A 20249-nucleotide genomic window follows, 5' to 3' on the forward strand; every position below is an offset into this window, starting at 1 on the left:
GTTTCGTCATGGCCACTTTGCTGCACCTGGACACGTCCGTCTGGCCGGAGCCCGCCTCCGCCTCCCGCCCGGTCACCGCCGCCTTCCGCGCCGCGTGGGAGGAACAGCACCCGGACGGCCACGTCGTGTACCGCGACCTCGTCGCCGAACCGGTGCCGCACCTGGGGCCGGCCGGCGCCGCCGCCGGGTTCGCCGATCCCGCCACGCACACCGCCGAGCAGGCCGCGGCCTTCGCCCGGCGGGTCGAGCTGGTCGAGGAGCTGGAGCGCGCCGACGTCGTCCTCATCGCCGCCCCGATGTACAACCTCACGGTGCCGTCGACCCTGAAGGCGTGGCTGGACCACGTCATCATCGCCGGCCGCAGCGCCGGCCCCGGATCGTCGGTCGCCGGCAAGCCGGTCTACGTCGTCGCGAGCCGCGGCGGCTCCTACGAACCCGGCACGCCCCGCGAGGGCTCCGACTACGTGCGGAACTACTTGACGGCCGTCCTCGGCGGCACCATGGGGATGACGGTCGACTTCATCGTCCCCGAGCTCACCCGGGCCCACTTGCAGCCGGCCATGGCCGGACTGATCCCGAAGGCCGAGGCGTCCCGGGCCCGGGCGTTCGAAGACGCCGTCACGAAGGGAAAGGCGGCCGCGCGCCGGGTCGCCTGAGCCGGGCCGTGACGGCCAGTACGGCGCCGGCGAGGGCGAGGCCGGTGCGGAGCCAGTTCACCAGGTTCCACGTCGCCAGTGCGGAAGCTACGTCCCGGGGCGGAAACGCGGGATCGAGCATCGCCGAATTGGCCGGGACGAAGTAGATCAGGAGGGCGAAGGTCCCGGCCAGGCACAAGGTCGCGGACGCCCAGAGGCGGACCGGGCGGTGGTGCTTCGCGGCGGTGGCCGTGGCGATGCCCAGCAGGACCACGGAAGCGAGTTCGAACGGGAACACCGTCAGGCCGGTGACGGGTCCTTCGGTCGCGAACCGGGCGAGGAACGTCTCCGGCGGTGCGGCCCGCCAGGACGGCACGATCACGGTCTGGCTCAGCAGCGCACCACCGGCGAACGCCGCGGTGGTGGCCGTCGCGAGGGTTCTCATGCCCCTCTGACGGGCCGCCGCCCGCGGTTGTGACCGGAGTCGACAAGTCGGCTACCCGAAGGCGGTGAGCAGTTTGCCGAGCGCGCTGCCGGCGGTGGCGGAGGTGTACGGGCCGAGGGCGACCAGCGACGCGACGAGAGCGGCGACCTCGCCCGGGCTGAAGGTCACCGGCGGCACCACCGCCGGCATCGTGAGCCGGTAGCCGCCGCCGGCGCCGCGTTTGACCTCGACCGGGACGCCCGCCGCGCGCAGGCGCGTGACGTCGCGTTCGACGGTCCGCACGGTCGTCCCGGTGCGCTCGGCCAGGACCCGGCCCGTGACGAACCGGGGCGCCCGCGCGCGCATCTCCTCGATCAGGGCGTGCTGCCGTTCGACCAGCGGCACGGCCTGGTGCAGCTGGGTCATCCCCGGGTAGCGACCCGAGCCGACGAGCCGTTCCATGTGCATCCCCCTAGCCGACATGGCTTTGTCGGGAATCCGATTCTACGGTGATCCCATGGTCATCGTCCGTCCTGCTGCGCGCTTCGAAGACGTCGCCGCGATCCTCAACCCCAGCGGGAACGAGCGCGCCTGCTGGTGCCTCGCTTACCGCATCACGTCGGCCGAATACAGCGCGCTGCGCGGCGACGCGCGAGCCGAGCGGGTCCGGGGCCTCTGCGCGGACGAGCCCGCGCCGGGCGTGCTCGCCTACGACGGGGACACGCCGGTCGGGTGGTGCGGTGTCTCGCCGCGCTCGAGCATGGAACGGCTGAAGCGGTCGCGGACCATGCCGCCGCTCGACGACCTGCCGGTGTGGAGCGTCGTCTGCTTCGTGGTGCGCGCGTCGCACCGGCGTCAAGGGGTGTCCGCGGCGCTGCTGGCCGGCGCGGTCGACTACGCGCGTTCGTCCGGCGCCCCGGCGGTGGAGGGCTACCCGGTCGAGACCGACGGCGCGCGCATCAGCTCGAGCGCGGCCCACGTCGGCACGACGACGTTGTTCGAGGCCGCGGGCTTCGAGCGGGTCCGGCCGACCGACGCGCGGGCCGACCGCCGGGTCCGCTGGCTGATGCGGCTGGATCTGCGCTGACCGGTTCAGCGGTTCAAGACGCGGCGGAGCCCGGCTCGCGAATCGGTGCCGAGAAGCTCGTGGACGCCGAACTCGAGCTTGCGGACGGTGTCGAGGTCCAGCACGGTCTTGTGCGCGATCTCGGCTTCGGAGTGCCCGTCGGCGGCGAGCTCCGCGACCCGCCGCGAGCGCGGTGACAGGGCGTTGACCCGCGGCGGCCGGCCGGCGGTGACGCCCAGGTCGCCGAGCTTCCCCTCGAGATCCTTCCGCAGGGCGAGCGCGCCGCACGCGTCGGCCAGCGCGACGGCCTCCGTGAACGTGCGCCGGGCGTCTTCGGTGTGCCCGGACCGGACGAAGGCCGCGCCGAGCCGCGCGAGAGTGCGTACGTACTCCCAGCGGTTCGGCGCGTCCCGCAGCACGCGGGCGGATTCCTCCAGCAGCGCCGAGCTGTCCCCGTCGACCGCCGCGAGCGTCCGGAGCGCGTGGCCGCGAGTGGCGGGGTCGGCGAACTCGTCGGCCAGCCGCACCGCTTCGGCGGCCACCTCGCGCGCCTTCTCCGGAGCCGAGTGCCGCACCGCCTCGGCCAGGGCGAAGCGCCACCCGCACACCGCGGGGTTGACCATGGGGGCGGCGTCGAGCCGGCGGCCCGCCTCGCGCAGGGCGACGGCGGCCCGGCCGTGCTCGCCCTGCGCGAGGAGCAGCTCTCCCGCCACCGCCTCGGGCACGGGCATGACGACCGCGTCCGGCCGGCGGTCGTGATAACCCCGGTCCGCGCAGATCGCCGCCGCCGAGGCGGTTTCCCCGCGCGCCAGCAGGGTTTCCACGAGCGTGCCGGTGGCGAACCACTCGGCGGGCGTCCCGGTACCGCTGCGGATGGCCAGGCGCAGGGCGATGTCGGTGTCGGCGACGGCGTCGTGGAGCCGGCCGAGCCGCAACGCCGAGTGCCCGCGGTTGGCGTAGGCGAACGCGAGGTGCGTGCCCCGCCGGCCGTTGCGCTCGAACTCGTCGACCGCCTGGTCGAACATCGCGTGGGAGGTGTCCGCGGCGCCGGAGTAGAGGTGCACGAAGCCGGACACGGTGGCGACCTCCATGCCCTGGTCCACGTCCGCGAAGACCACCCCGGCCCGGACGACCCGCTCGACCGCCGCGAACGCCTCGGCGCGCGGCCGGCCGCGCAGGACGAGGCTCCACGCGTGCAGCGCGATCAGGAGCCGTTCGACGTCGGTGCCGCCGGGCAGCGGGGGCGCTATCCGGTCCAGCAGGGCCATCCGGTCGGCGCGGAGCGGATCGTCGGCCCACCAGGTGGCCCAGAGCAGCTGTTCGGCGAGCAGCCGTTGCCGCTGCCGCTCGTCGGAGCAGCGGTCGAGCGCGGCGTCGAGCAGGCGCACGCCGTCGCCGAGCTGGTCGGCGTAGCCGTGGGTCTTGGCCAGCGCCACGGCCGCGTCGGTGCGCAGCAGGTCGTCGGATGCCAGCCGGTAGGCCGCGCGCAGTTCGGGCAGCGCCGCCGCCACCTGCTCCAAGGCGAGGGCTTGGCCGTGCCGGAGCCGCACCCGGCCCTGCCGGGGCGCCGGCGGCGGTTCGTCGATCGCCCGCTTGAAGTAGCGCGCCGCCGTGGCGGCGAGCCCCGACCCGAGCGCGTCCTCGGCGGCGGCGGTCATCCGGTCGGCCACCCACGGGTCACCGGCGGCGTGGACGGCGAGCAGGTGCGCCGCGACGGCGTCGGGCGCGGCGTCCTGATCCTGCAGCAGGCGCGCGGCGGCGAGGTGGAGATCGCTGCGGCGGGACGGGTCGATGTCGTCGTAGACGGCGCTCTGGATGATCGGGTGGCGGAACTCCACCGTCGCCCCGGGGACGAGGATCGCCCCCTCGCAGAGCCGGTCGTACTGGTGTTTCGCCTCGGCCGTCGCCAGCCCGGCCAGCCGGGCGCTGTCCCCGAGCGGGTGTCCCGGGCCCAGCACCGCGATGGCGTGGGCCAGCTGCTGCGCGTCCGGGCCGAGGTGGGCGAGCCGTTCCGACAGGTACCCCACGACGTGTCGCGGAGTGAGCGTGCCGACCAGCTCCGCGTCGGAGGCCGTCGGCTTCAGGTCGCGTTCCCTCGCCATGTCGAGCATCCACCGCAGGTAGAACGGGTTGCCGCCGCTGCGGTCGAGCAGCGCCGCGCAGAACCGGTCGTCGGGCGCGTCGCTCCGCGCCCGGACCGAGAGCGGGCCGCGGTGGACCAGCGTTCGCACCGCCGCCAGGCCGAGCGGCCGCGGCCGCACGACTTCCGTGGCCCGCACCGCGATGCGCGCGAGCGCGGCCCGCTCGTGCGGCCGGTGCGCCAGCAGCAGCACGACGGGCAGCCCGGTGAGCCGGTCGCCGAGGAACTCCAGCCACCGCAACGACTCCTCGTCGAGCCAGTGCGCGTCGTCGACCGCGAGCAGGAGGCCTTCCTCCTCACCGCCGGCGCCGAGGAGCGACGTCGCGTTCACCACCAGCCAGTACAACGCCTCGGTCAGGCCGATCATCGAATCCGCGCCGTGGTGACGGGCCTGGGGCACCCCGAGCGGCACACGCGCGAAATCGGCCGCCCCGGCGAACAGCGCCCGCCGTTCCCGCTCGCCGCGCCCGGCGACCCAGCGGGCCAGCAAGGTGCGGGCCGCGCCGAACGCCATCGTCTGGTCCCGCTGGTTGCCGCGCACGGCCAGCGGCACGATCCCGCGTACCGCGGCCTCCGTGCACACCTGGGCCACGAGGTGCGACTTGCCGATCCCGGCCGGCCCCTCGATCAGCACCGTCGCGCCGACCCGGTCCCGCACCGCCTCCAAGACCGCCGAGCAGCGGTCCAATTCGTCGTCGCGCTCCAGGAGCCCGCTGTCGGCCGCGGTGTGCCCCGGCAGCCGCAACGCGTGCAGGACCCGCCGCACGTCCATCGGGGCCTGGCCGTTCACCCGGGCGGACACGACGCACCCGGCGACCACCTTGGCGACGAACTCCTCGCGCGGGCTCCGCTTCCCCGACATCACCTCGGAGAACGTGGCCGCGGACAACCCGCCGCGCCGCGCCAGGACGGCGTCGCTCGGACCGCCCACCGCGCGCTGCAGGGTGCGCAGCCGGCGCCGGACGCGATCGTCGGGATCAGCCTGAACCATTTCCGCCTCCACCCCGATCCAGGGCGCCGGCGAACGCGCACCGGCGTCCGTCCAGGTTATCCCCGCGTCGCGGATCGTTCGGTTCTTCGAGACCCGTGCGGGGCCGGCGGAACTGCGGCCACGCTGGAATGAACGACCACCGCTACACGAGTACGGAAGGAGAAACCGCCATGGGCACTGGTGCCGATCTCGACCGGTTGTTCGCGTCGTTGCAGGGGCACGGGACGTACCGGCTCACCGTCGTCTCGAACCAGCCCGACGGCGTCGCCGGGTTCTGCGGCCGGCTTCCAGGGAATCTCACGCTGAACGCGCGGCTGTCCGGTCCGGGCGAGCTGACGGCGGCGTCGGACGGCTCCCCGGGTGCGCGGGAACCGGTCACCGTTTCGGTGCGGTCGACGGGCGCCGGGCAGTACCTGGTGGTCCTGAACTTCACCGGGGAGATCAACCGCCGCTTCGAGATTCCTTGCCAGTGCGTCGGCGAAGCCATCGTCGGCTGCAGCAACGCGATCGGCGCCAACGAATACGCCGATCACGTCACCCACGTCGTCATTGTCGGCCCCTTCTCATCGGATCCGAGGTAAATCATGAAAATCCTCTTCACGCCGATTTCGATCGTCAAGATCTGCGGGGTGTGCCTGCTACTGGGCTTTCTCACCAGCCTGCTCCTCTGACGGCTGACTTCAGAGGTCCAGGACGACGTCCTCCCGGGGCCGGGCGCAGCAGACGAGCACCTCGCCCGCCGCCGGCGGCTCGAGCGGGTCGGGGTCGTACCGCACCCGGCCCGAGAGCACCGGCGTCACGCACGTGTGGCAGACCCCGGTCCGGCACGACCAGCGCGTCGGCACGTCGCACGCCTCCGCGAACTCCAGGAGGCTGGGGTACTCCTCGCTCCACGGCACGGTGAGCCCGCTGCGCGCGAACGTCACGGCCGGGCCGGTTCCCGCCGCACCCGCGGGGGCGTGCGGGGTCTTCCGGACGACGCCGGTCAGCCCGGGGTTGAGCGCGGACACGCCGCCGAACAGTTCACTGTGGACGCGCGCCGGATCGAAGCCCAGTGACACCAAGGCTTCTCGCATCGCCGTCATGAAAGCGTCCGGGCCGCAGAGGTACGCGGTGGCGTCCGGCGGGAGGTCCAAAGCGGACAAGGTGGCGAGCGTCAGCCGGCCGGTCTCCGCGCTGTGGTAGACGTGTTCGCGGCCGTGGGGCAGGCTCGCGACGAGCCGGTGCGCCTCGGCCGTGAACGCCTGCTCGGCGGCCGTCCGGGTGGTGTGCAGCCACCAGACCTCGCGCGAAGTCCGGCTCGCGGCGAGCGCGTGCAGCATCGCCAGCACCGGCGTCACGCCGATGCCCGCGGACACCAGCACCACCGGCCGGTCGTCGCCGGCCAGGACGAAGTCGCCCCGGGGTGCCGCGACGTCGACCACCGCGCCCGCCGTCAGCCGCGTGTTGAGGTAGCTGCTGACCACGCCGTCGCGCTTGACGCTGATGCGGTACTCGTGGTCGGACGGCGCCGCCGAGAGCGAGTAGCTGCGGACCGGTGCGGGGTCGCCGGCGCCGGGGACGCGCAGGGTGAGGTACTGACCGGGCTCGGGCCGGGGGAGCGGCGCGCCGTCGTCGGCGGCCAGGTGGATCGAGGACACGGTCGTGCTCTCGGGCACCACCCGGGCGACGCGCAGCGGCCGGAAGCCGCTCCACCCCGTCGGTGCGGGAGCAGGCGGCGAAGCCAGCAGGTCCCGGAACGACGACTGCCAGCCGGGGCTGAGCGCGGGGATGTCGACGGCCTTGCGGAGAGTGTCCTCATCGCGGCCCGGCAGGTAGAGGAGGGCGTCGACGTCCGCGACGCTCAGCTCGTGGCGGCCGGTCCGGGTGCGCACGATCTCGTCGCCCGCCTCGACGTGGCCTTCGGTGATGACGCGCAGGTAGAAGCCGGGCCGGTGGTGCGCGACCAGCAGCGACGGCATCCGCGGCTCGCCCAGGCGCATCCCGACGCGGAAGCACGTGACGCGCGGCTGGGTGACCTCGAACTCGGCCTCCCCGATCCGGTACCGGTCGCCGATGTGCACCTCGTCGTCGGGGAGGCCGTCGACGGTGAAGTTCTCGCCGAACTGGCCGTCTTCGAGGTCGTCGCGGCCGAGGAACCGCCGCCAGTGCTCGTAGGACTGGCGCTGGTAGACGAGCACCGCGCGGTTCTCGCCGCCGTGGCCGCCCAGGTCGCCCTGGCCGTCGCCGTCGACGTTGAGCCGGCGGACCATCAGCCTGCCCTCGACGGGGTACTTGAAGATTCCCGTGTGGACGGTCCGTCCCTGCCAGGGCACGTCCTTCGGCATCCCGACGTTCAGTGACACCAAGCGGGCCATGGTGGTCGTCTCCTTCAGTCCGCCGCGGTGCGGGAGCGCTGGTAGTGCCGCCGGGCCTTCATGCGGTTGCCGCACACCGCCATCGAACACCAGCGGGCGCTGTTGGGCTTGCTGTGGTCGATCAGGAACAGCCGGCACTCCGGGTTGGCGCACGGGCGCAGCCGGCCGGGGCTCGACTTGGCGAGCGCGTCCCAGGCGAGCACGGCCCGCGCGGCGGCGGACCGGCCGGCCGGGACGTCGAGGACCCACTCGACGCCGTCGTCGCCGAAGGAGGCCCGGTAGGTCACGTCGGCGACGAACCGCGCGGCGGCGGAGGGCTCGTCCCGGCCGCGGACGATCGCCTGCAGCACGGACCGCGCCTCGAGCAGCGCGCGGTGCTCGTAGCCGGTGGCCGGCTGCCCGTGGCCGGTCAGCCACTGCCGGGCCGCCCGCTCGTCGGCCAGGTCGTCCCCGGGGACGCCGTCGCGCACCGGGGTGGTGTTCAGCAGATCCAGGAGCAGCATCTCGTCGGTCATCATCTACCTAACCTCCAAACTCACCCTTGACAGGTTACACGATGCCTGCTTCCATGTCTAACTATCAAAATAACTCAGGAGGGTTAGAATCGAGGAGGACATCATGGGACTGGCCTGGCAGCAGGGACCACTGGCGACGCGAGCGGTGGGGCACTTCCTGGTCGAGCAGCCGCTGCCCGAGCGGATGCTGTTCGCCGAGCCGCTGCGGCGGCGGATGCGCGTGCGGTTCGGCGGGGAGTGGGTGGCCGACAGCGAGGACGTCGTGCTGCTGCACGAGCCCGGCCGCTACCCGGTGGCGTACTTCCCGCTCGCCGACGTCCGCGAAGACGTGCTCGTCGCCGAGAACCGGACGACGACGCACCGCGAGCTCGGCCCCACCGAGTGGTACACGGTGCAAGCCGCGGACAAGAAGGCGCCGCGCGCGGCCTGGCGCTACACCGGCCTCCCGGGCCACGCGGACGTCCTGCGCGACCGCGTTGCCTTCGCGTGGCGGGCGATGGACGCCTTCTACGAGGAGGACGAGCGGATCGTCGGGCACGCCGCCGACCCCTACCACCGCATCGACATCCGGCAGACCTCGCGCCACCTCGTCGTGCGCGACGGCGACCGCGTCGTCGCCGAGACCCGGCGCCCGGTCGTGCTCTACGAGTCGGGTTTCGCGCCGCGCTGGTACGTGCCGCGCGACGACATCGACCTCGGCGCGCTGACGCCGGTCGAGGGCGAGACCTTCTGCCCGTACAAGGGGCTGGCCGGCTACTTCGACATCGGCGCGGGCAAGCGCGCCGCCTGGTCGTACCCGGAGGCGTGGCCCGAGGTCGAGCGGGTGTCCGGGTTCGTGTCGTTCGAGCCGGACGTCGTCGACGTCACCCTCGACGGCCGCAAGCTGGCCCTCGAACCGGGTCAGTCCGTCACCCCGCACGGCATCGACCGGGGCTTGGACCCCGACGAACTGCTCGTTTCGAAAGGAAACTGAGATGACTTCGCTGAAGGACCGCACGGTTCTCGTCGTCGGCCGCGGCCGCGGCATCGCCCGCGCGGTGACGCTCGCCGCCCGGGCGGCCGGGGCCACGGTCGTGGTCGCCGGGCGCGACGAAGAGGCGCTGGCCCGGGCGTACGACGACCCGGACGTCACCGCGGCCGCCGTCGACCTGACCGACGAAGCCTCCGTCGCCGCGCTGGCCGAACGGCTCGGCCGGGTCGACCACGTCGTGTCGACGGCGTCGGCCCGGGCCCGCGGCGCGGTGGGCGAGCTCGCCCACGACGTCGTGCTCAAGTCGTTCGAGGTCAAGGTCCTCGGCCCGCTGCTGCTGGCCAAGCACTTCGCGCCGCGGATGCCCGAGGACGGCTCGTTCGTCTTCTTCTCGGGATCGTCGGCGCGCAAGCCCGCCGCCGGCATGCTCGCCGTCGGCGCGACGAACGCCGCGGTGGACGCGCTGACCCGGGGCCTCGCGGTGGAACTGGCGCCGATCCGGGTGAACGCGGTCTCGCCCGGCACGATCGACACCGGCGCCTACGACGCCCTCGGCCCGCGGAAGAAGGCGGACCTGTTCGCCGCCCGCGCGGCCACCAGCCCGGCGCGCCGCGTCGGACGTCCCGAAGAAATCGCCGAAGCCGTCGTCTTCGCGCTGGGCAGCACCTTCCTGACCGGTGTCTCGCTCGGCGTCGACGGCGGCGAACCGCTCGTCTGAGGAGCAGTCATGATCACTCGCAAGGTTTCGCGCCCGGTCGGCGCGGTCACGCCGGAGGTCGGGCTCGTCCCGGCGATCTACGTGCCGCGGCGGGTCGTCCGCCGTCCGGTCCGCAAGGGGCGTGCGTGATGGAGCTCCGCATCGAGGTCCTCACGCTGCCCGTCGCCGATGCCGACCGAGCGGTCCGGTTCTACACCTCGCTCGGCTTCGGCCTGGACGTGGACTACCGACCGCACGACGGGTTCCGGGTCGTCCAGCTGACCCCGCCCGGGTCGGCGGCCTCGGTCCAGCTCGGCGTCGGCCTGACCTCCGCGGTCCCGGGCTCGGCCCAGGACCACTACCTCGTAGTGGCCGACATCGAGGCCGCCCACGGTGAACTGGCCGGGCGTGGCGTCCCGGTCAGCGCACTGCGGCACAAGAAGTCCGCGGACTGGCAAGGGGATTTCGCGCCGGGCCTCGACCCGGATCGGCGTGACTACGCGAGTTTCTTCGACTTCGCCGACCCTGACGGCAACAAGTGGGTCGTCCAGGAGCGCGGTCACACGGCGCGGTAGGCCACGCCGCTCGCGTTCGGGGTCGTGCCGGAGTAGAGGCCGGTCGGCGACGTCGACGTGGACAAGGAGAACCACGCGTACCGCTCGACGAACGACAGCCCGTCGAGCATCGCGGTGGAGCGCTTCACGAAGTCGGTCTGCTGGGCCGAAGACGGGTAGCGCGGTGCCGAGCCGGAGAAGTCGATGAGGGCGTACTCGGTCAGCCAGATCGGCAGGTGGTAGCGATCGTGGACCTTCTGCAGGTAGGACTGCAGCTGCCCGGTGGCCGCGCTCGAGAAGTCGCCGCCGTACCAGTGCAGCGGGATGAAGTCGACGCGGTACCCGCGCGCGGCGGCGCCGCTCATGAACCGGTCCAGCCACCCGCCCGCGACGTCGCCGCCGTAGGCCACGGCGGGCGCGCCGAGCCGCAGCCCGGTGGACTGCAGCCGCGGCCAGAGGTCGAGCGCGGTTTCGACGGGCATGCTCGCCTGGCCCGCCAGGTCCGGTTCGTTGAAGCCCAGCAGGGTGCGACCGGCCGCCTTGGCCCGGTCGAGCTGGTCCTGCGTGACGGAGTCCCGTCCCCAGATCATCGGCACGAACTCGGTGCCGGCCGGAGCCGCGATGCCCTGGGGGTCGGCGGCCCAGGTGTAGAACCACTTCGCCCCGACGTCCTTCAGCGCGGTGGCGGCGCCGGAGTACGGGTTGGCGCTGACGCCTTTCTTGCCGCTCGCCGCGGCGGCGGGCGCCGCGTGACCGCCGAGAGCGAGGAGAACGACGGCCACGACGGCGAGCATTTTCTTCACGAGCCGCTCCTGGGGAGGAAGTCGCGCTGGTCCGAGTCCGGGGTAGCGCAGGTGCCCGGCCCCCGGCAAGATCGCGACGACGCCAAGGGTGTGAAGAGGAACCGTTCGTGCCCGATCATCGAACTCCCCGGCTGACGTCGTCAGGCAGACCTCGCGGACCTGCTCAGCGCCACCGCACCGATGACGAGCACCAGCACGGTGCCGGCGACCACCACCCGGACGTGGGATCGCGGGGCCACGACACGGTCGACGGGCCGGGACGCCGCCAGGCCGGTCAGGACCTGTTCGGCTCGGGCCATCGTGGGCCGGGCCGCCGGCGCGGGGTGCAGAAAGCCGAGGACGGCGTCGAGGACGGGCTCGTGCGCCCGGGGTGGCACGGCGCCGGAGGGCGGCTGCCCTTCCAGGGCGGCGTAGAGGGTGGCGCCGAGGGAGAAGACGTCCGCGGGGAAGCCCGGGGTGGCACCCCGCGCCGTTTCGGGGGCGAGGTACGCGGGGGAGTCACCGGTGCTCAGCCCGAAGCCGGTGAGCTTGACCGACCCGTCCTCGGTGATCAGCACGTTGTCCGGGCTGATGTCGCGGTGCAGGATGCCGGCGGCGTGCGCGGCGGCCAAGGCCGAGGCCAGCCGGGCGCCGAGCGCGGCGACGCGCCCGGGCGGGAGACTTCCGTGCTGCCCGAGCACTTCGGACAGGGTCCTGGCGGCCAGGTGTTCCGTCACCACGTACGGCGTCCCGTCCAGCTCGAAGACGTCGTGCAGGACGATCGCGTTCGGGTGGCGCAGGCGGATCGCCGCCCGGGCGTCCCGGATCACCTTCGCGCGGACGCGGTCGGAATGGGCTGCGTCGAACGGGCACCCGGAGAGCTGCCGGACGGTCACGAAGCGGTCGAGCAGCTCGTCCTTCGCCCGCCACACGGTGTCCGACGGACCGTGAGCGGCGGAGCCGAGCAGGCGGTACCGTCCGCCGAGCGTGGTTTTCTTCGATCCCACTCGTCATTCCTCCGGTCGTGTCGATCTTGACCGGGAATACGGCCAGGACGGGCGGACGGTTCGCTGTTCGGGTCAATTCTTCGAGCCGGGTGACGCAATACCGGGGAAATCCCCGAATTCCGGTGTTCCACGGCCTCAGCCGGTGGTTTCGCAGGCGGTGACCGGGACACCGGCGGGTTCTCTCCCGGCGAGGGTGATGAGGCCGAAAGTCGTCGATTCGCCGGGAGCCAGCGTGGCGTTCCAGCCGAGGCTGGTGACCGTCACGGCGGGTCCGTGCTGGACGAGCGTGCCGTTCCACAGGTCGTCGACGTGGTCGCCGGCCGGCAGCCGCCAGGCGACCGTCCATCCGTGCGCGGGTGCGGCACCGTCGTTGCGCACGGTGACCAGCACCTGGTACCCGCCCGGCCAGGTCTTGGTCAGCTGGTACCGGGCGGCGCATTCAGGCCGCCCGGTGCTGGCGGCGGGCGTCGTGGTCGCCGGGCGGGCAGCAGGTTCCGGGGCAGTGGGTTCCTGAGCGGCGGAACTCCGGTTCACGGCGGGGCCGGCCGAAACGGACACCCCGACGAGCACGCCGGAGGCGACCAGGCAGGCCGCGGCGGCACCTCGCGCCGCCAGGCGCCGGCGAGGGGATCGCCGGCGCGGTGCCTCGGCGGGCGGGCCGGGCTCGTCCGGTGGTGACCGGTTTTCGGTGACGGCGGCGAGCAGGCGTTCGGCGTCGGCCATGGTGGGCCGGTCCAGGGGGTCGCGCCGGAGGAGCTGCCGCAGGACGTCTCCGAGGGGGCCGGCCTTGCGGGGCGTGGCGACCTCGTCGTTGGCCACGCGCTTGAGCAGCGCGAGCGGGTTCTCGCCGACGCCGAACGGCGGCGCGCCTTCCACCGCGGTGTAGAGCGTGGCGCCGAGGGAGAACACGTCCGAGGGGAAGCCGGCTTCCTGGCCGTCGGCGACTTCGGGGGAGAGGTACGCCGGGGTACCGACGACGAGCCCGCCGCCGGTCATGGTGCCTTCGCCCATCGCGTGGGAAAGCCCGAAGTCGGCGATCTTGGCCGTGCCGTCCGCCGCGATCAGGACGTTGTTGGGCGTAACGTCCCGGTGCAGGATCCGGCCGGCGTGCGCCGCGGCCAGCGCGGAGGCCACCTGGCGCCCGATCTCCGCCACCCGGACGGCGGGGATCGGCCCGTGTTCTTCCAGCAGTTCGGTCAGGGGCCGCGACTCGAAGTACTCCATGACCAGGCAAGGGCTTCCGGTGCCTTCCACGATGTCGTGGACGGTGATCGCGTGCGGGTGCTTCAGCCGTGCGGTCACCCGGGCTTCGCGCAGGGCGCGCTCGATGGTCCGGAACGCGGTGGTGTGGTCGGCCGGAGCCTGGTGGACCAGCTGCTTGACCGCGACCACCCGCTCGAGCCGTTCGTCCCAGGCGCGCCAGACGACGCCCATCGCGCCCTGGCCGATCGTGCGCAGAAGCCGGTAACGCGCCCCGACCAGTTCGCCTTCGCAAGCCACGCTGCCCCCACTCCCGTGATCTTCACCAGGGGATACGGCCGGGAGGGGTGAACGGTTCGGCGCATCGGCCGATCTCACTCGACCGGACGGCCGCCCGGGCGGAGTGGCATTGTTAGCGATAACAGTCGCGCTGTCAAGAGCGGTCCGCGGCTACGGAATGACAGCCGATCCGGTTGTGTCGAGACGATAACGGATTCGCCGCGATCGCGTCATTTACAATTCCACCGCTGATTCCTAGTCTCACGCGAAGTGGCGGGATGATCACTTCGGGAAGGGGAGGCTGCGATGACGCGCTCGACGCGGAAGCGCACGGAAATGGTGACGGTGGAGGAACTGCTCCGGCGGGCCGGTGCGACACCGAGGAAAATCGGGCCGGCGGTACCCCGTGATCCGGTCACCGGGCTCGCGCCCGGGGCTTTCACGGGAGAGCCGAACGAGCGGAGCGCGGCGCGTGCGCGCGTGGAGGAGCGCGTCCGCGCGGCGGCCGACGGCTGGTCGAAGCCGGGGCGGGCGGGTGCCCGGGCCCGGCGGCTCGCGGTCACCTCCGGAACGGCGGTGGTGCTGGGCGGCCTGCTCGCGCTGGCGCTCGTCCCCGAAGACGTGCCGTGCGCGCCGGCCTCGCTGCCGGCCGCGCCGCTGCCGCCGGCGACCGCGGCCTCGATCGCCGAGGGGACAGCGGTGCCGACGAGCATCCAGGCGATGGCGGTGATCATGTCCGCTCAGCCGTCCCCGAAACGGGTGGCCACACCGGAGTCGCCCCGTCACCCGGCGCCCCCGGCGACGTCGGCGAGCGAGGCCCCGGCCACGACCACGCCGGCCGGATATCCCGGCCATCCCTACTACCCGGGCTACCCCTACTACGGCTATCCCTACCCGCCGTACGGCGGGCCTCGCCCCTGAGGCACGGAGTGGCCGACCACCTCGCCGGCGGGGCCGTGGCTGCGGGCTCCCGCCCGGCCGCGCCGAACGCCCACCGGATCGACGCCGCCGACGTCACCGCGCGCGATCACCGGCCACGCGGCAAGACCGCGGTCTTGCTCAGGCGACGGCGAACGTGGTGCCGATGCCCATGCCGGTGATCCACTCCGGCACCGGCTCGTAGCTCGTCCACCCGAGCGGTGCCCCGGCGGCGACCTGGCCGATCAGCCAGCAGCGCACCTCGTGGCCGCCGCTGCCGGCCAGGGCTTCGAGAGTCTCGTGGCCCAGGTCGGCGATCGCCGTGGCGTCGCCGGCGGTCAGGCGGTCGAGGAACCACCGGTCCCACTCGGTGTTCACGCGGGCGCCCGGGTCGCCGCCCATGGCGCGGACGCGGGGTTCGCGGGCCGCCGCGAAGGCGCGGACGTCCGCACGTCCGTGGATCAGCGACTCGCGGCGTTCACCCGCCACCAAGCGGGGGTCGTTCGACGGCAGCCAGTGCGACAGCCCGCCGCTTGCCGCGATGAGGACCCGGCCGGGGAAGTCCGCCGAACGCAGGGCCGCGCCCAGCGCTTGTCCCAACGCGACGCACCGCTGGAGGGTGGGCAGGGGCGGCGCGGCCGTGTTGACGACGACCGGCACCATCGGCAGCGTGGTGCCGCCGGTCAGCATCTCGTAGGTCTGCACGATGCCGTGGTCGACGGTGAGCGAATACGACAGCGACACGTCGAAGCCGGCGTCGGTCAGTCCGTTGTGGACGGACCAGGCCAGCTCCCCGGCGACCGGCAGCGGACCTTCGGTGCTGCCGAAGTCGCCGAACCCCGCCGCGTGTTCGACCCCCAGGACGAACGGCGGCATCACGTCGTAGAAGTTGCCGTGGAAGTGGTCGGGCCCGATCACGACGACCGCGTCCGGGGCGAGGGCCTCGACCGCGCGGCGGGCCCGGTCGGCGTCGGCGAGGAACTGCGCGCCCGGGCCGCCCTCGGCCGGCGGTGGCAGCAGGGTCGCGAACGGGCTGTGGGACATGCCGGCGAACCCGGCGATCTCGGCCATCAGGACGGGTCCTTCCCGGCCAGCAACCAGGTGCGGTGGACGTCGAGGAACTCCGGAACCTTCTCCCACTGCGGCCAGTGCCCGGCGTCGTCGATGACGTGCAGCCGCGCGTCGGGCAGCCAGCCGAGCAGCAGTTCGGCCTCGTCGAGCCCGCCGGTCGGGTCGTGGCTGGTCCACAGCAGCAGCGTCGGCGCCTTCACGCGGGACACCCACGACGGGTCCCACGCGAAGGCCTTGCGCACCGCGGGATCCTGCAGCACGAGCGTGTTGCCGATCGCCCGGACGAACCCGGGCCGCGAGTAGACCCGGCGGCGCAGGTTCACCAGCTCGTCGGTCACCATCTCCTTGTGGTGGAAGAGGAACTCGACCCGGCGGCGCACGGTTTCGTCACTCGGGTCGAGCACCGCCGCCATCGTGCTGTCGCGCATCCGGGCCATCACTTCCGGCTTGTTGGCGATGTTCCCCGGCGTGTTGAGCACGAGCTTCTCGACGCGGTCCGGGTGGTGGGCGGCGGTCCAGGCGACCACCCAGCCGCCGAGCGACTCGCCGGACAGGTGGGCCCGCGCGATGCCGAGAACGTCCAAAAGGGACACGAGGTGCGCGGACAGGACGTCGATCGTGTACGGCCGGTCGGGCAGGTCCGACCAGCCGTGCCCGACCATGTCGTAGGCCGTGACGCGGAAGTCGCGGGCGAGGCCGGCCAGGTCGCGGGCGTAGGCCTCGAGGTGCCCGCCGGTCCCGTGCAGCAGGACCAGGTCGGGCCCGATGCCCGCCTGCAGGACCCGCGTCCGCACGGGACGTCCGTCCAGCGGGACGTCGACGTGGCGCAGGGTGTGGTCGAGCTCGCCCAGCTCGCCCCAGATGCCGATGTGGTCGGGGATCGGCTCGGTCACTGGTCCTCCCGGTGGTCGAAGCGGGCGCGGGCTTCGGCGAGGGTCGCCATCCCCGCGCTTTGGCGGCGGTTCAGCCCGAGCGGGCCGAGCAGCCGCGAGTTCTCGATGGTCAGGAACTCGACCGGGTGCCCGGCCGAGTCGTTGTGGTGGCGGTGCCAGGTCCACGGCGGGGTGTAGACGAACGAGCCCGTCGTCCAGTTCACGGTCTCGTCCTCGATCTCGCTGTGGCCGTCGCCGCTCAGGACGAAGTGGACGGTCTCGTGGTGGTGGCGCTGCAGGTCCGAGCTCATCCCGGCCGGGATGACCTGCCGGAAGAGCTCGAACGTCGCGGTCGGCAGCGTGCCGGCGATCCGCAGCGACGTCGGGTTCGGGACGGTGCCCGGCGGGATCTCTTCGAGGTCGCCGTCGTGCACCACGAGGGGACGGCGGCCGTCGGGGCGGACGGTGTGGCTGATGCTCGCGAGGAAGTCGGGCATCGCGAAGCCGGGTCCGGACGTGGTCATGGCGCACCTTCCGCTCAGGCGGGACATTCCGTGCGGCCGCCGTCGACGGTCAGCACGGATCCGTTGACATAGCCTGCTTCGGGCGAGGCCAGGAACGCCACCGCGGCCGCGACCTCCCGGGGCGCGGCGGCCCGTCCGGCGGGGATGGCGGCGACGTCCTCGGCCATCGCGGTCGCGACGTCGACGCCCGCCGCGCCCGCCCGGCTGCGCACGATCTCCAGGCGCCGCGGGGTGAGCGTCGCGCCGACCGCGACGCAGTTGACCGTGACGCCGTGGTCGGCGTACTCGAGGGCGGCCAGTTTCGCGGCCGACGTCGTCGCCGAGCGCAGCACGGTCGAGGCGGCGAGGTCCGGTTGCGGCTGCCGCACCGCCGTCGAGCTGATCACGACGACCCGGCCGTACCCGCGTTCGGCCATCGCGGGCAGCGCGGCGCGCATCAGCGCCAGCGGGCCGAGGACCAGCAGGTCGAGGTCGTGGTGCCACTGCTCGGCGGGGACGTCGAACACGCGGCCCGGCGCCGGTCCGCCGGCGTTGGCCACGACGACGTCGAGCGAGCCGTGCCGCTCGTGCACCCGAGCCGCGGCGTCCGCCACCGCGGCCGGATCGGCGAGGTCGCACACGACGTACCCGGCGCCGCCGAGCGCCGCCGCGGTCTCGGCCAGCGTCGTCTCCGTGCGGCCGGCGAGGACCACGTGGTGCCCGGTCGCCAGCAGCGCGGCCGCGCAGGCCGAGCCGATGCCGCCGGCACCGCCGCCGACGAGGGCGACGCGGCGGCGTTTCGGATGAGACTGGTTGCTCTCCATGATGTGACCTACATTCGGGCCATGAGCGCCGGCCGGCCAAGGACGGGTCCCACTGCCCGGGACTCCAGCGATGACAGGGCGGCGTCCGGGGCGCTCGAACGCGCCGCCGCCCTTCTGGACGCCTTCGACGCGACCCACCGCGAGCTCACGCTGTCCCGGCTCGTCGAGCGTTCGGGCCTGCCGCGCTCGACCGTGCACCGCACCGCGGCGCGGATGATCGAGCTCGGCTGGCTGGACAAGCCCGGCGAGAAGTACCGGATCGGGAACCGCCTGTTCGAGCTGTCCGGCCTGGTGCCGGTGCGCCACGAGCTGCGTGAGGCCGTGCTGCCCTACCTGCAGGACCTCTACGCCGCGGCCAAGACGACCGTGCAGCTCGGGGTCCTCGAAGGCACCCGCGTGCTCGTCGTCGAGAAAATCAGCGGGCACCGGCCGCTGCCCATGCTCGACCAGGTCGGCGGGTTCATCCCGGCGCACTGCTCGGGGCTGGGCCGGGCGATCCTCGCCTGGTCGGACGCCGAAACGGTCGGCGCGGTGGTCGCCGGCGGGCTCACCCGGCGCACCCCGCGCACCATCACCACCGCCGACGCGCTGGAGCGCGAGCTCGCCGTCGTCCACGAGCAGGGCTGGGCCTACGACCGCGAGGAGGGCAACGTCGGCATCAGCTGCGTCGCGGCCCCGATCTTCGACTTCACCGGCGGCGTGACCGCCGCGCTCTCGGTCACCGGGCCCAGCGCCGCGGTGCAGCCCGACCGGATCGGGCCCGCCGTGCGGATGGCGGCCGCGGCGGCCAGCCGCGCCTACTCCGCCCGGCGGTGGGCGGTGCCCCGGCCCGAGCTGCCGTCCCAGTGACCAGGACTCGCGGTTGGTTCGCGGCCGGCGGCTGATCCACGCTGTGGCGCACGCCGAGCCGGGCCACCCGGCCCGGACGTGCGGACGAGGAGGACCAGGCATGCGCGTCGCGATCATCGGGGCCGGAGTGGCCGGGCTGACCACGGCCAAGGTGCTGCTGCAGGCCGGCCACGACGTCGAGGTCTTCGACCGGGCCCCGGACGTCGGCGGGGTGTGGAGCCGGACCCGGCGCTACCCGGGGCTGACCACGCAGAGCCCCAAGGCCCAGTATTCGTTCTCGGACTTCCCGATGCCGCGGCACTTCCCGGAGTGGCCGACCGGCGCGCAGATCCAGGAGTACCTCGCCGACTACGCCGACGAGTTCGGCGTCACGCCTCACCTGCGGCTCGGGACGACCGTCGAGTCGGTGGTCCCGGACGGCGCGCGGTGGGTGGTGACCACCGGGGCGCAGGGGGCCTCGGTGGTCGACCGCGTCGTCGTCGCCAACGGCGTGTTCTGCGAGCCCGCGCTGCCGGACTACCCGGGCCGCGCGGAGTTCGAGGCGGCCGGCGGACGGCTGCTGGCCGGGTCGGACTTCCACGACGTCTCCGACGCGCGGGGAAAGCACGTGCTCGTCGTCGGGTACGGCAAGTCCGCGTGCGACGTGACCGTGGCCCTCAGCGAGGTCGCCGCGACCACTGACGTCATCGCCCGCCAGCTGCTGTGGAAGGTGCCGCGCAAGATCGCCGGCGTGCTCAACTTCAAGATGCTGCTGCTGACCCGGCTGGGCGAGGCGCTGTTCCGCTACCGCCGGCTGCGCGGGTTCGAGAAGTTCCTGCACGGCCCCGGAAACCGGCTGCGCCGCTCGATGCTGAACTCCATCGGCAGCGTGTCAGTGCGGCAGTTCGGGCTCGCGAAGCACGCCCTGGTGCCGCGCGGGCGGATGGAGGACATCGTCAAGAACGCGATCGGCCTGGCCACCGAAGGGTTCTTCGAGGGCGTGGCCGACGGCTCGATCCGCGTCCACCGCGACCAGGTGATCAAGCGGCTGTTCGCCGACGGCGGACCGAAAGCCGAGCTGGCCGACGGCACGGTGCTGCCGGCCGACCTGATCGTCTGCGCTACCGGGTTCACCCAAGGCGTCCCGTTCCTGCCCGGCGCCGTCCAGGAGCGGCTGTTCGACGAACGCGGGAACTTCCTGCTGTACCGGCAGATCCAGCCGCTGGCCGCGCCGGGCCTCTACTTCAACGGGTACAACTCGTCGTTCTTCAGCCCGCTCAACGCCGAGCTGGCGGCGGTGTGGATCGCGGCCGACCTCGCGGGCGCGCTCACGCTGCCCGACGAGGCGGCCCGGCGCGCGGACGTCGTCGCCCAGCTGGCCTTCCTCGACGTCGCGACCGGCGCGCACCACTGCCGCGGCACCAAGATCATCCCGTTCTCCATCCACAACGCCGACGAGGTGCTCGGCGACCTCGGCGTCCAGATCGGCCGCTTCACCCGCTTCACGCACTGGCTGAACCCGGTCGTCCCCGCGGCGTACCGGTCGCTCACGCCCGCCGTCCTGAGCCGGTTGAAGGACAGCCCCGAACCCGCGAAGACCGCGCTGTAGCGAAGGA

The 20249-nt window shown here is 73.2% G+C and carries 21 protein-coding genes; 9 read left to right on the top strand and 12 right to left on the bottom strand.

All coding sequences use genetic code 11. The features are described 5' to 3' along the window. Window positions 1–8: 8 nt before the first annotated feature. The gene (locus AB0M59_RS02590; RefSeq protein WP_364607345.1) at window positions 9–656 is read left to right on the top strand and encodes an NAD(P)H-dependent oxidoreductase; all 648 of its coding nucleotides are present in this window, start codon (window positions 9–11) and stop codon (window positions 654–656) included. Here the strand turns inward: AB0M59_RS02590 and AB0M59_RS02595 are convergent. Together AB0M59_RS02595 and AB0M59_RS02600 are read right to left on the bottom strand one after the other, a co-directional pair. Further along, window positions 619–1080: a hypothetical protein gene (locus tag AB0M59_RS02595; protein ID WP_364607348.1), complete on the bottom strand. Its 462-nt coding sequence runs from the start codon at window positions 1078–1080 to the stop codon at window positions 619–621. The two genes, AB0M59_RS02590 and AB0M59_RS02595, sit on opposite strands and share 38 nt — an antisense overlap. Before the next feature lie 51 nt (window positions 1081–1131). After that, complete coding sequence (locus tag AB0M59_RS02600; RefSeq protein WP_364607351.1) at window positions 1132–1521, bottom strand: HTH domain-containing protein; 390 nt, start codon at window positions 1519–1521, stop codon at window positions 1132–1134. A gap of 55 nt (window positions 1522–1576) precedes the next feature. Between AB0M59_RS02600 and AB0M59_RS02605 the strand changes: the two genes are divergently transcribed. Then, window positions 1577–2146, top strand: a complete 570-nt coding sequence (locus AB0M59_RS02605; RefSeq protein WP_364607354.1) for a GNAT family N-acetyltransferase — start codon at window positions 1577–1579, stop codon at window positions 2144–2146. Window positions 2147–2151: 5 nt separating this feature from the next. Here AB0M59_RS02605 and AB0M59_RS02610 read toward each other — a convergent pair whose 3' ends face one another. Next, a complete protein-coding gene (locus AB0M59_RS02610; protein ID WP_364607357.1) occupies window positions 2152–5256 on the bottom strand; it encodes an AAA family ATPase in 3105 nt (1034 codons plus the stop codon). A gap of 170 nt (window positions 5257–5426) precedes the next feature. On the opposite strand from AB0M59_RS02610, the gene AB0M59_RS02615 reads away from it, so the two are divergent. Then, on the top strand, window positions 5427–5837 hold the full coding sequence (locus tag AB0M59_RS02615) for a hypothetical protein (RefSeq protein WP_364607360.1): 411 nt from the start codon (window positions 5427–5429) through the stop codon (window positions 5835–5837). A gap of 99 nt (window positions 5838–5936) precedes the next feature. Here the strand turns inward: AB0M59_RS02615 and AB0M59_RS02620 are convergent, their stop codons facing one another. Beyond that, window positions 5937–7613: an MOSC and FAD-binding oxidoreductase domain-containing protein gene (locus AB0M59_RS02620; protein ID WP_364607363.1), complete on the bottom strand. Its 1677-nt coding sequence runs from the start codon at window positions 7611–7613 to the stop codon at window positions 5937–5939. 14 nt (window positions 7614–7627) lie between these two features. Further along, a complete protein-coding gene (locus AB0M59_RS02625) occupies window positions 7628–8131 on the bottom strand; it encodes a CGNR zinc finger domain-containing protein (protein WP_364607366.1) in 504 nt (167 codons plus the stop codon). A gap of 100 nt (window positions 8132–8231) precedes the next feature. Between AB0M59_RS02625 and AB0M59_RS02630 the strand changes: the two genes are divergently transcribed. The 3 genes from AB0M59_RS02630 (at window position 8232) to AB0M59_RS02640 (ending at window position 10370) form a co-directional block, all read left to right on the top strand. Next, on the top strand, window positions 8232–9101 hold the full coding sequence (locus AB0M59_RS02630) for a DUF427 domain-containing protein (RefSeq protein ID WP_364607369.1): 870 nt from the start codon (window positions 8232–8234) through the stop codon (window positions 9099–9101). A gap of 1 nt (window position 9102) precedes the next feature. After that, window positions 9103–9816 (top strand): SDR family oxidoreductase, encoded by a 714-nt coding sequence (locus AB0M59_RS02635; RefSeq protein ID WP_364607372.1) that lies wholly within the window; start codon window positions 9103–9105, stop codon window positions 9814–9816. Between the two features lie 128 nt (window positions 9817–9944). Then, on the top strand, window positions 9945–10370 hold the full coding sequence (locus AB0M59_RS02640; RefSeq protein ID WP_364608482.1) for a VOC family protein: 426 nt from the start codon (window positions 9945–9947) through the stop codon (window positions 10368–10370). Here AB0M59_RS02640 and AB0M59_RS02645 read toward each other — a convergent pair. The 3 genes from AB0M59_RS02645 to AB0M59_RS02655 form a co-directional block, all read right to left on the bottom strand. Next, a complete protein-coding gene (locus AB0M59_RS02645) occupies window positions 10355–11143 on the bottom strand; it encodes a glycoside hydrolase family protein (protein WP_364608485.1) in 789 nt (262 codons plus the stop codon). The genes AB0M59_RS02640 and AB0M59_RS02645 overlap by 16 nt on opposite strands. A gap of 149 nt (window positions 11144–11292) precedes the next feature. After that, entirely contained in the window at window positions 11293–12138 is an 846-nt protein-coding gene (locus AB0M59_RS02650) for a serine/threonine-protein kinase (RefSeq protein ID WP_364607375.1), read from the bottom strand. 135 nt (window positions 12139–12273) lie between these two features. Beyond that, window positions 12274–13638 carry a protein kinase gene (locus AB0M59_RS02655; protein WP_364607378.1) on the bottom strand — a complete coding sequence of 455 codons (1365 nt, stop codon included), beginning with the start codon at window positions 13636–13638 and terminating at the stop codon, window positions 12274–12276. 285 nt (window positions 13639–13923) lie between these two features. Here AB0M59_RS02655 and AB0M59_RS02660 point away from each other — a divergent pair, with 285 nt between their 5' ends. Next, window positions 13924–14538 carry a hypothetical protein gene (locus AB0M59_RS02660; RefSeq protein ID WP_364607381.1) on the top strand — a complete coding sequence of 205 codons (615 nt, stop codon included), beginning with the start codon at window positions 13924–13926 and terminating at the stop codon, window positions 14536–14538. A 138-nt stretch (window positions 14539–14676) separates the two neighbouring features. Here the strand turns inward: AB0M59_RS02660 and AB0M59_RS02665 are convergent, their stop codons facing one another. Genes AB0M59_RS02665 through AB0M59_RS02680 form a run of 4 tightly spaced genes read right to left on the bottom strand, consistent with a single transcriptional unit; the run spans window position 14677 to window position 17805 of the window. Further along, window positions 14677–15606 carry a 2,3-dihydroxyphenylpropionate 1,2-dioxygenase gene (locus AB0M59_RS02665; RefSeq protein ID WP_364607384.1) on the bottom strand — a complete coding sequence of 310 codons (930 nt, stop codon included), beginning with the start codon at window positions 15604–15606 and terminating at the stop codon, window positions 14677–14679. Further along, on the bottom strand, window positions 15606–16499 hold the full coding sequence (locus AB0M59_RS02670; protein WP_364607387.1) for an alpha/beta fold hydrolase: 894 nt from the start codon (window positions 16497–16499) through the stop codon (window positions 15606–15608). The genes AB0M59_RS02665 and AB0M59_RS02670 overlap by 1 nt, the downstream gene beginning before the upstream one ends. Further along, a complete protein-coding gene (locus AB0M59_RS02675) occupies window positions 16496–17002 on the bottom strand; it encodes a cupin domain-containing protein (RefSeq protein ID WP_364607390.1) in 507 nt (168 codons plus the stop codon). Before AB0M59_RS02675 ends, AB0M59_RS02670 begins: the two co-directional genes overlap by 4 nt. A gap of 14 nt (window positions 17003–17016) precedes the next feature. After that, window positions 17017–17805, bottom strand: a complete 789-nt coding sequence (locus tag AB0M59_RS02680) for an SDR family oxidoreductase (protein WP_364607393.1) — start codon at window positions 17803–17805, stop codon at window positions 17017–17019. A 21-nt stretch (window positions 17806–17826) separates the two neighbouring features. Here AB0M59_RS02680 and AB0M59_RS02685 point away from each other — a divergent pair, with 21 nt between their 5' ends. Both AB0M59_RS02685 and AB0M59_RS02690 read left to right on the top strand, forming a co-directional pair. Then, the gene (locus tag AB0M59_RS02685; protein ID WP_364607396.1) at window positions 17827–18654 is read left to right on the top strand and encodes an IclR family transcriptional regulator; all 828 of its coding nucleotides are present in this window, start codon (window positions 17827–17829) and stop codon (window positions 18652–18654) included. A 100-nt stretch (window positions 18655–18754) separates the two neighbouring features. After that, window positions 18755–20242: an NAD(P)/FAD-dependent oxidoreductase gene (locus tag AB0M59_RS02690; protein WP_364607399.1), complete on the top strand. Its 1488-nt coding sequence runs from the start codon at window positions 18755–18757 to the stop codon at window positions 20240–20242. Window positions 20243–20249: the final 7 nt, after the last annotated feature.

The organism is Amycolatopsis sp. NPDC051371 (genome assembly GCF_040682155.1).
Classification (GTDB): Bacteria; Actinomycetota; Actinomycetes; order Mycobacteriales; family Pseudonocardiaceae; genus Amycolatopsis.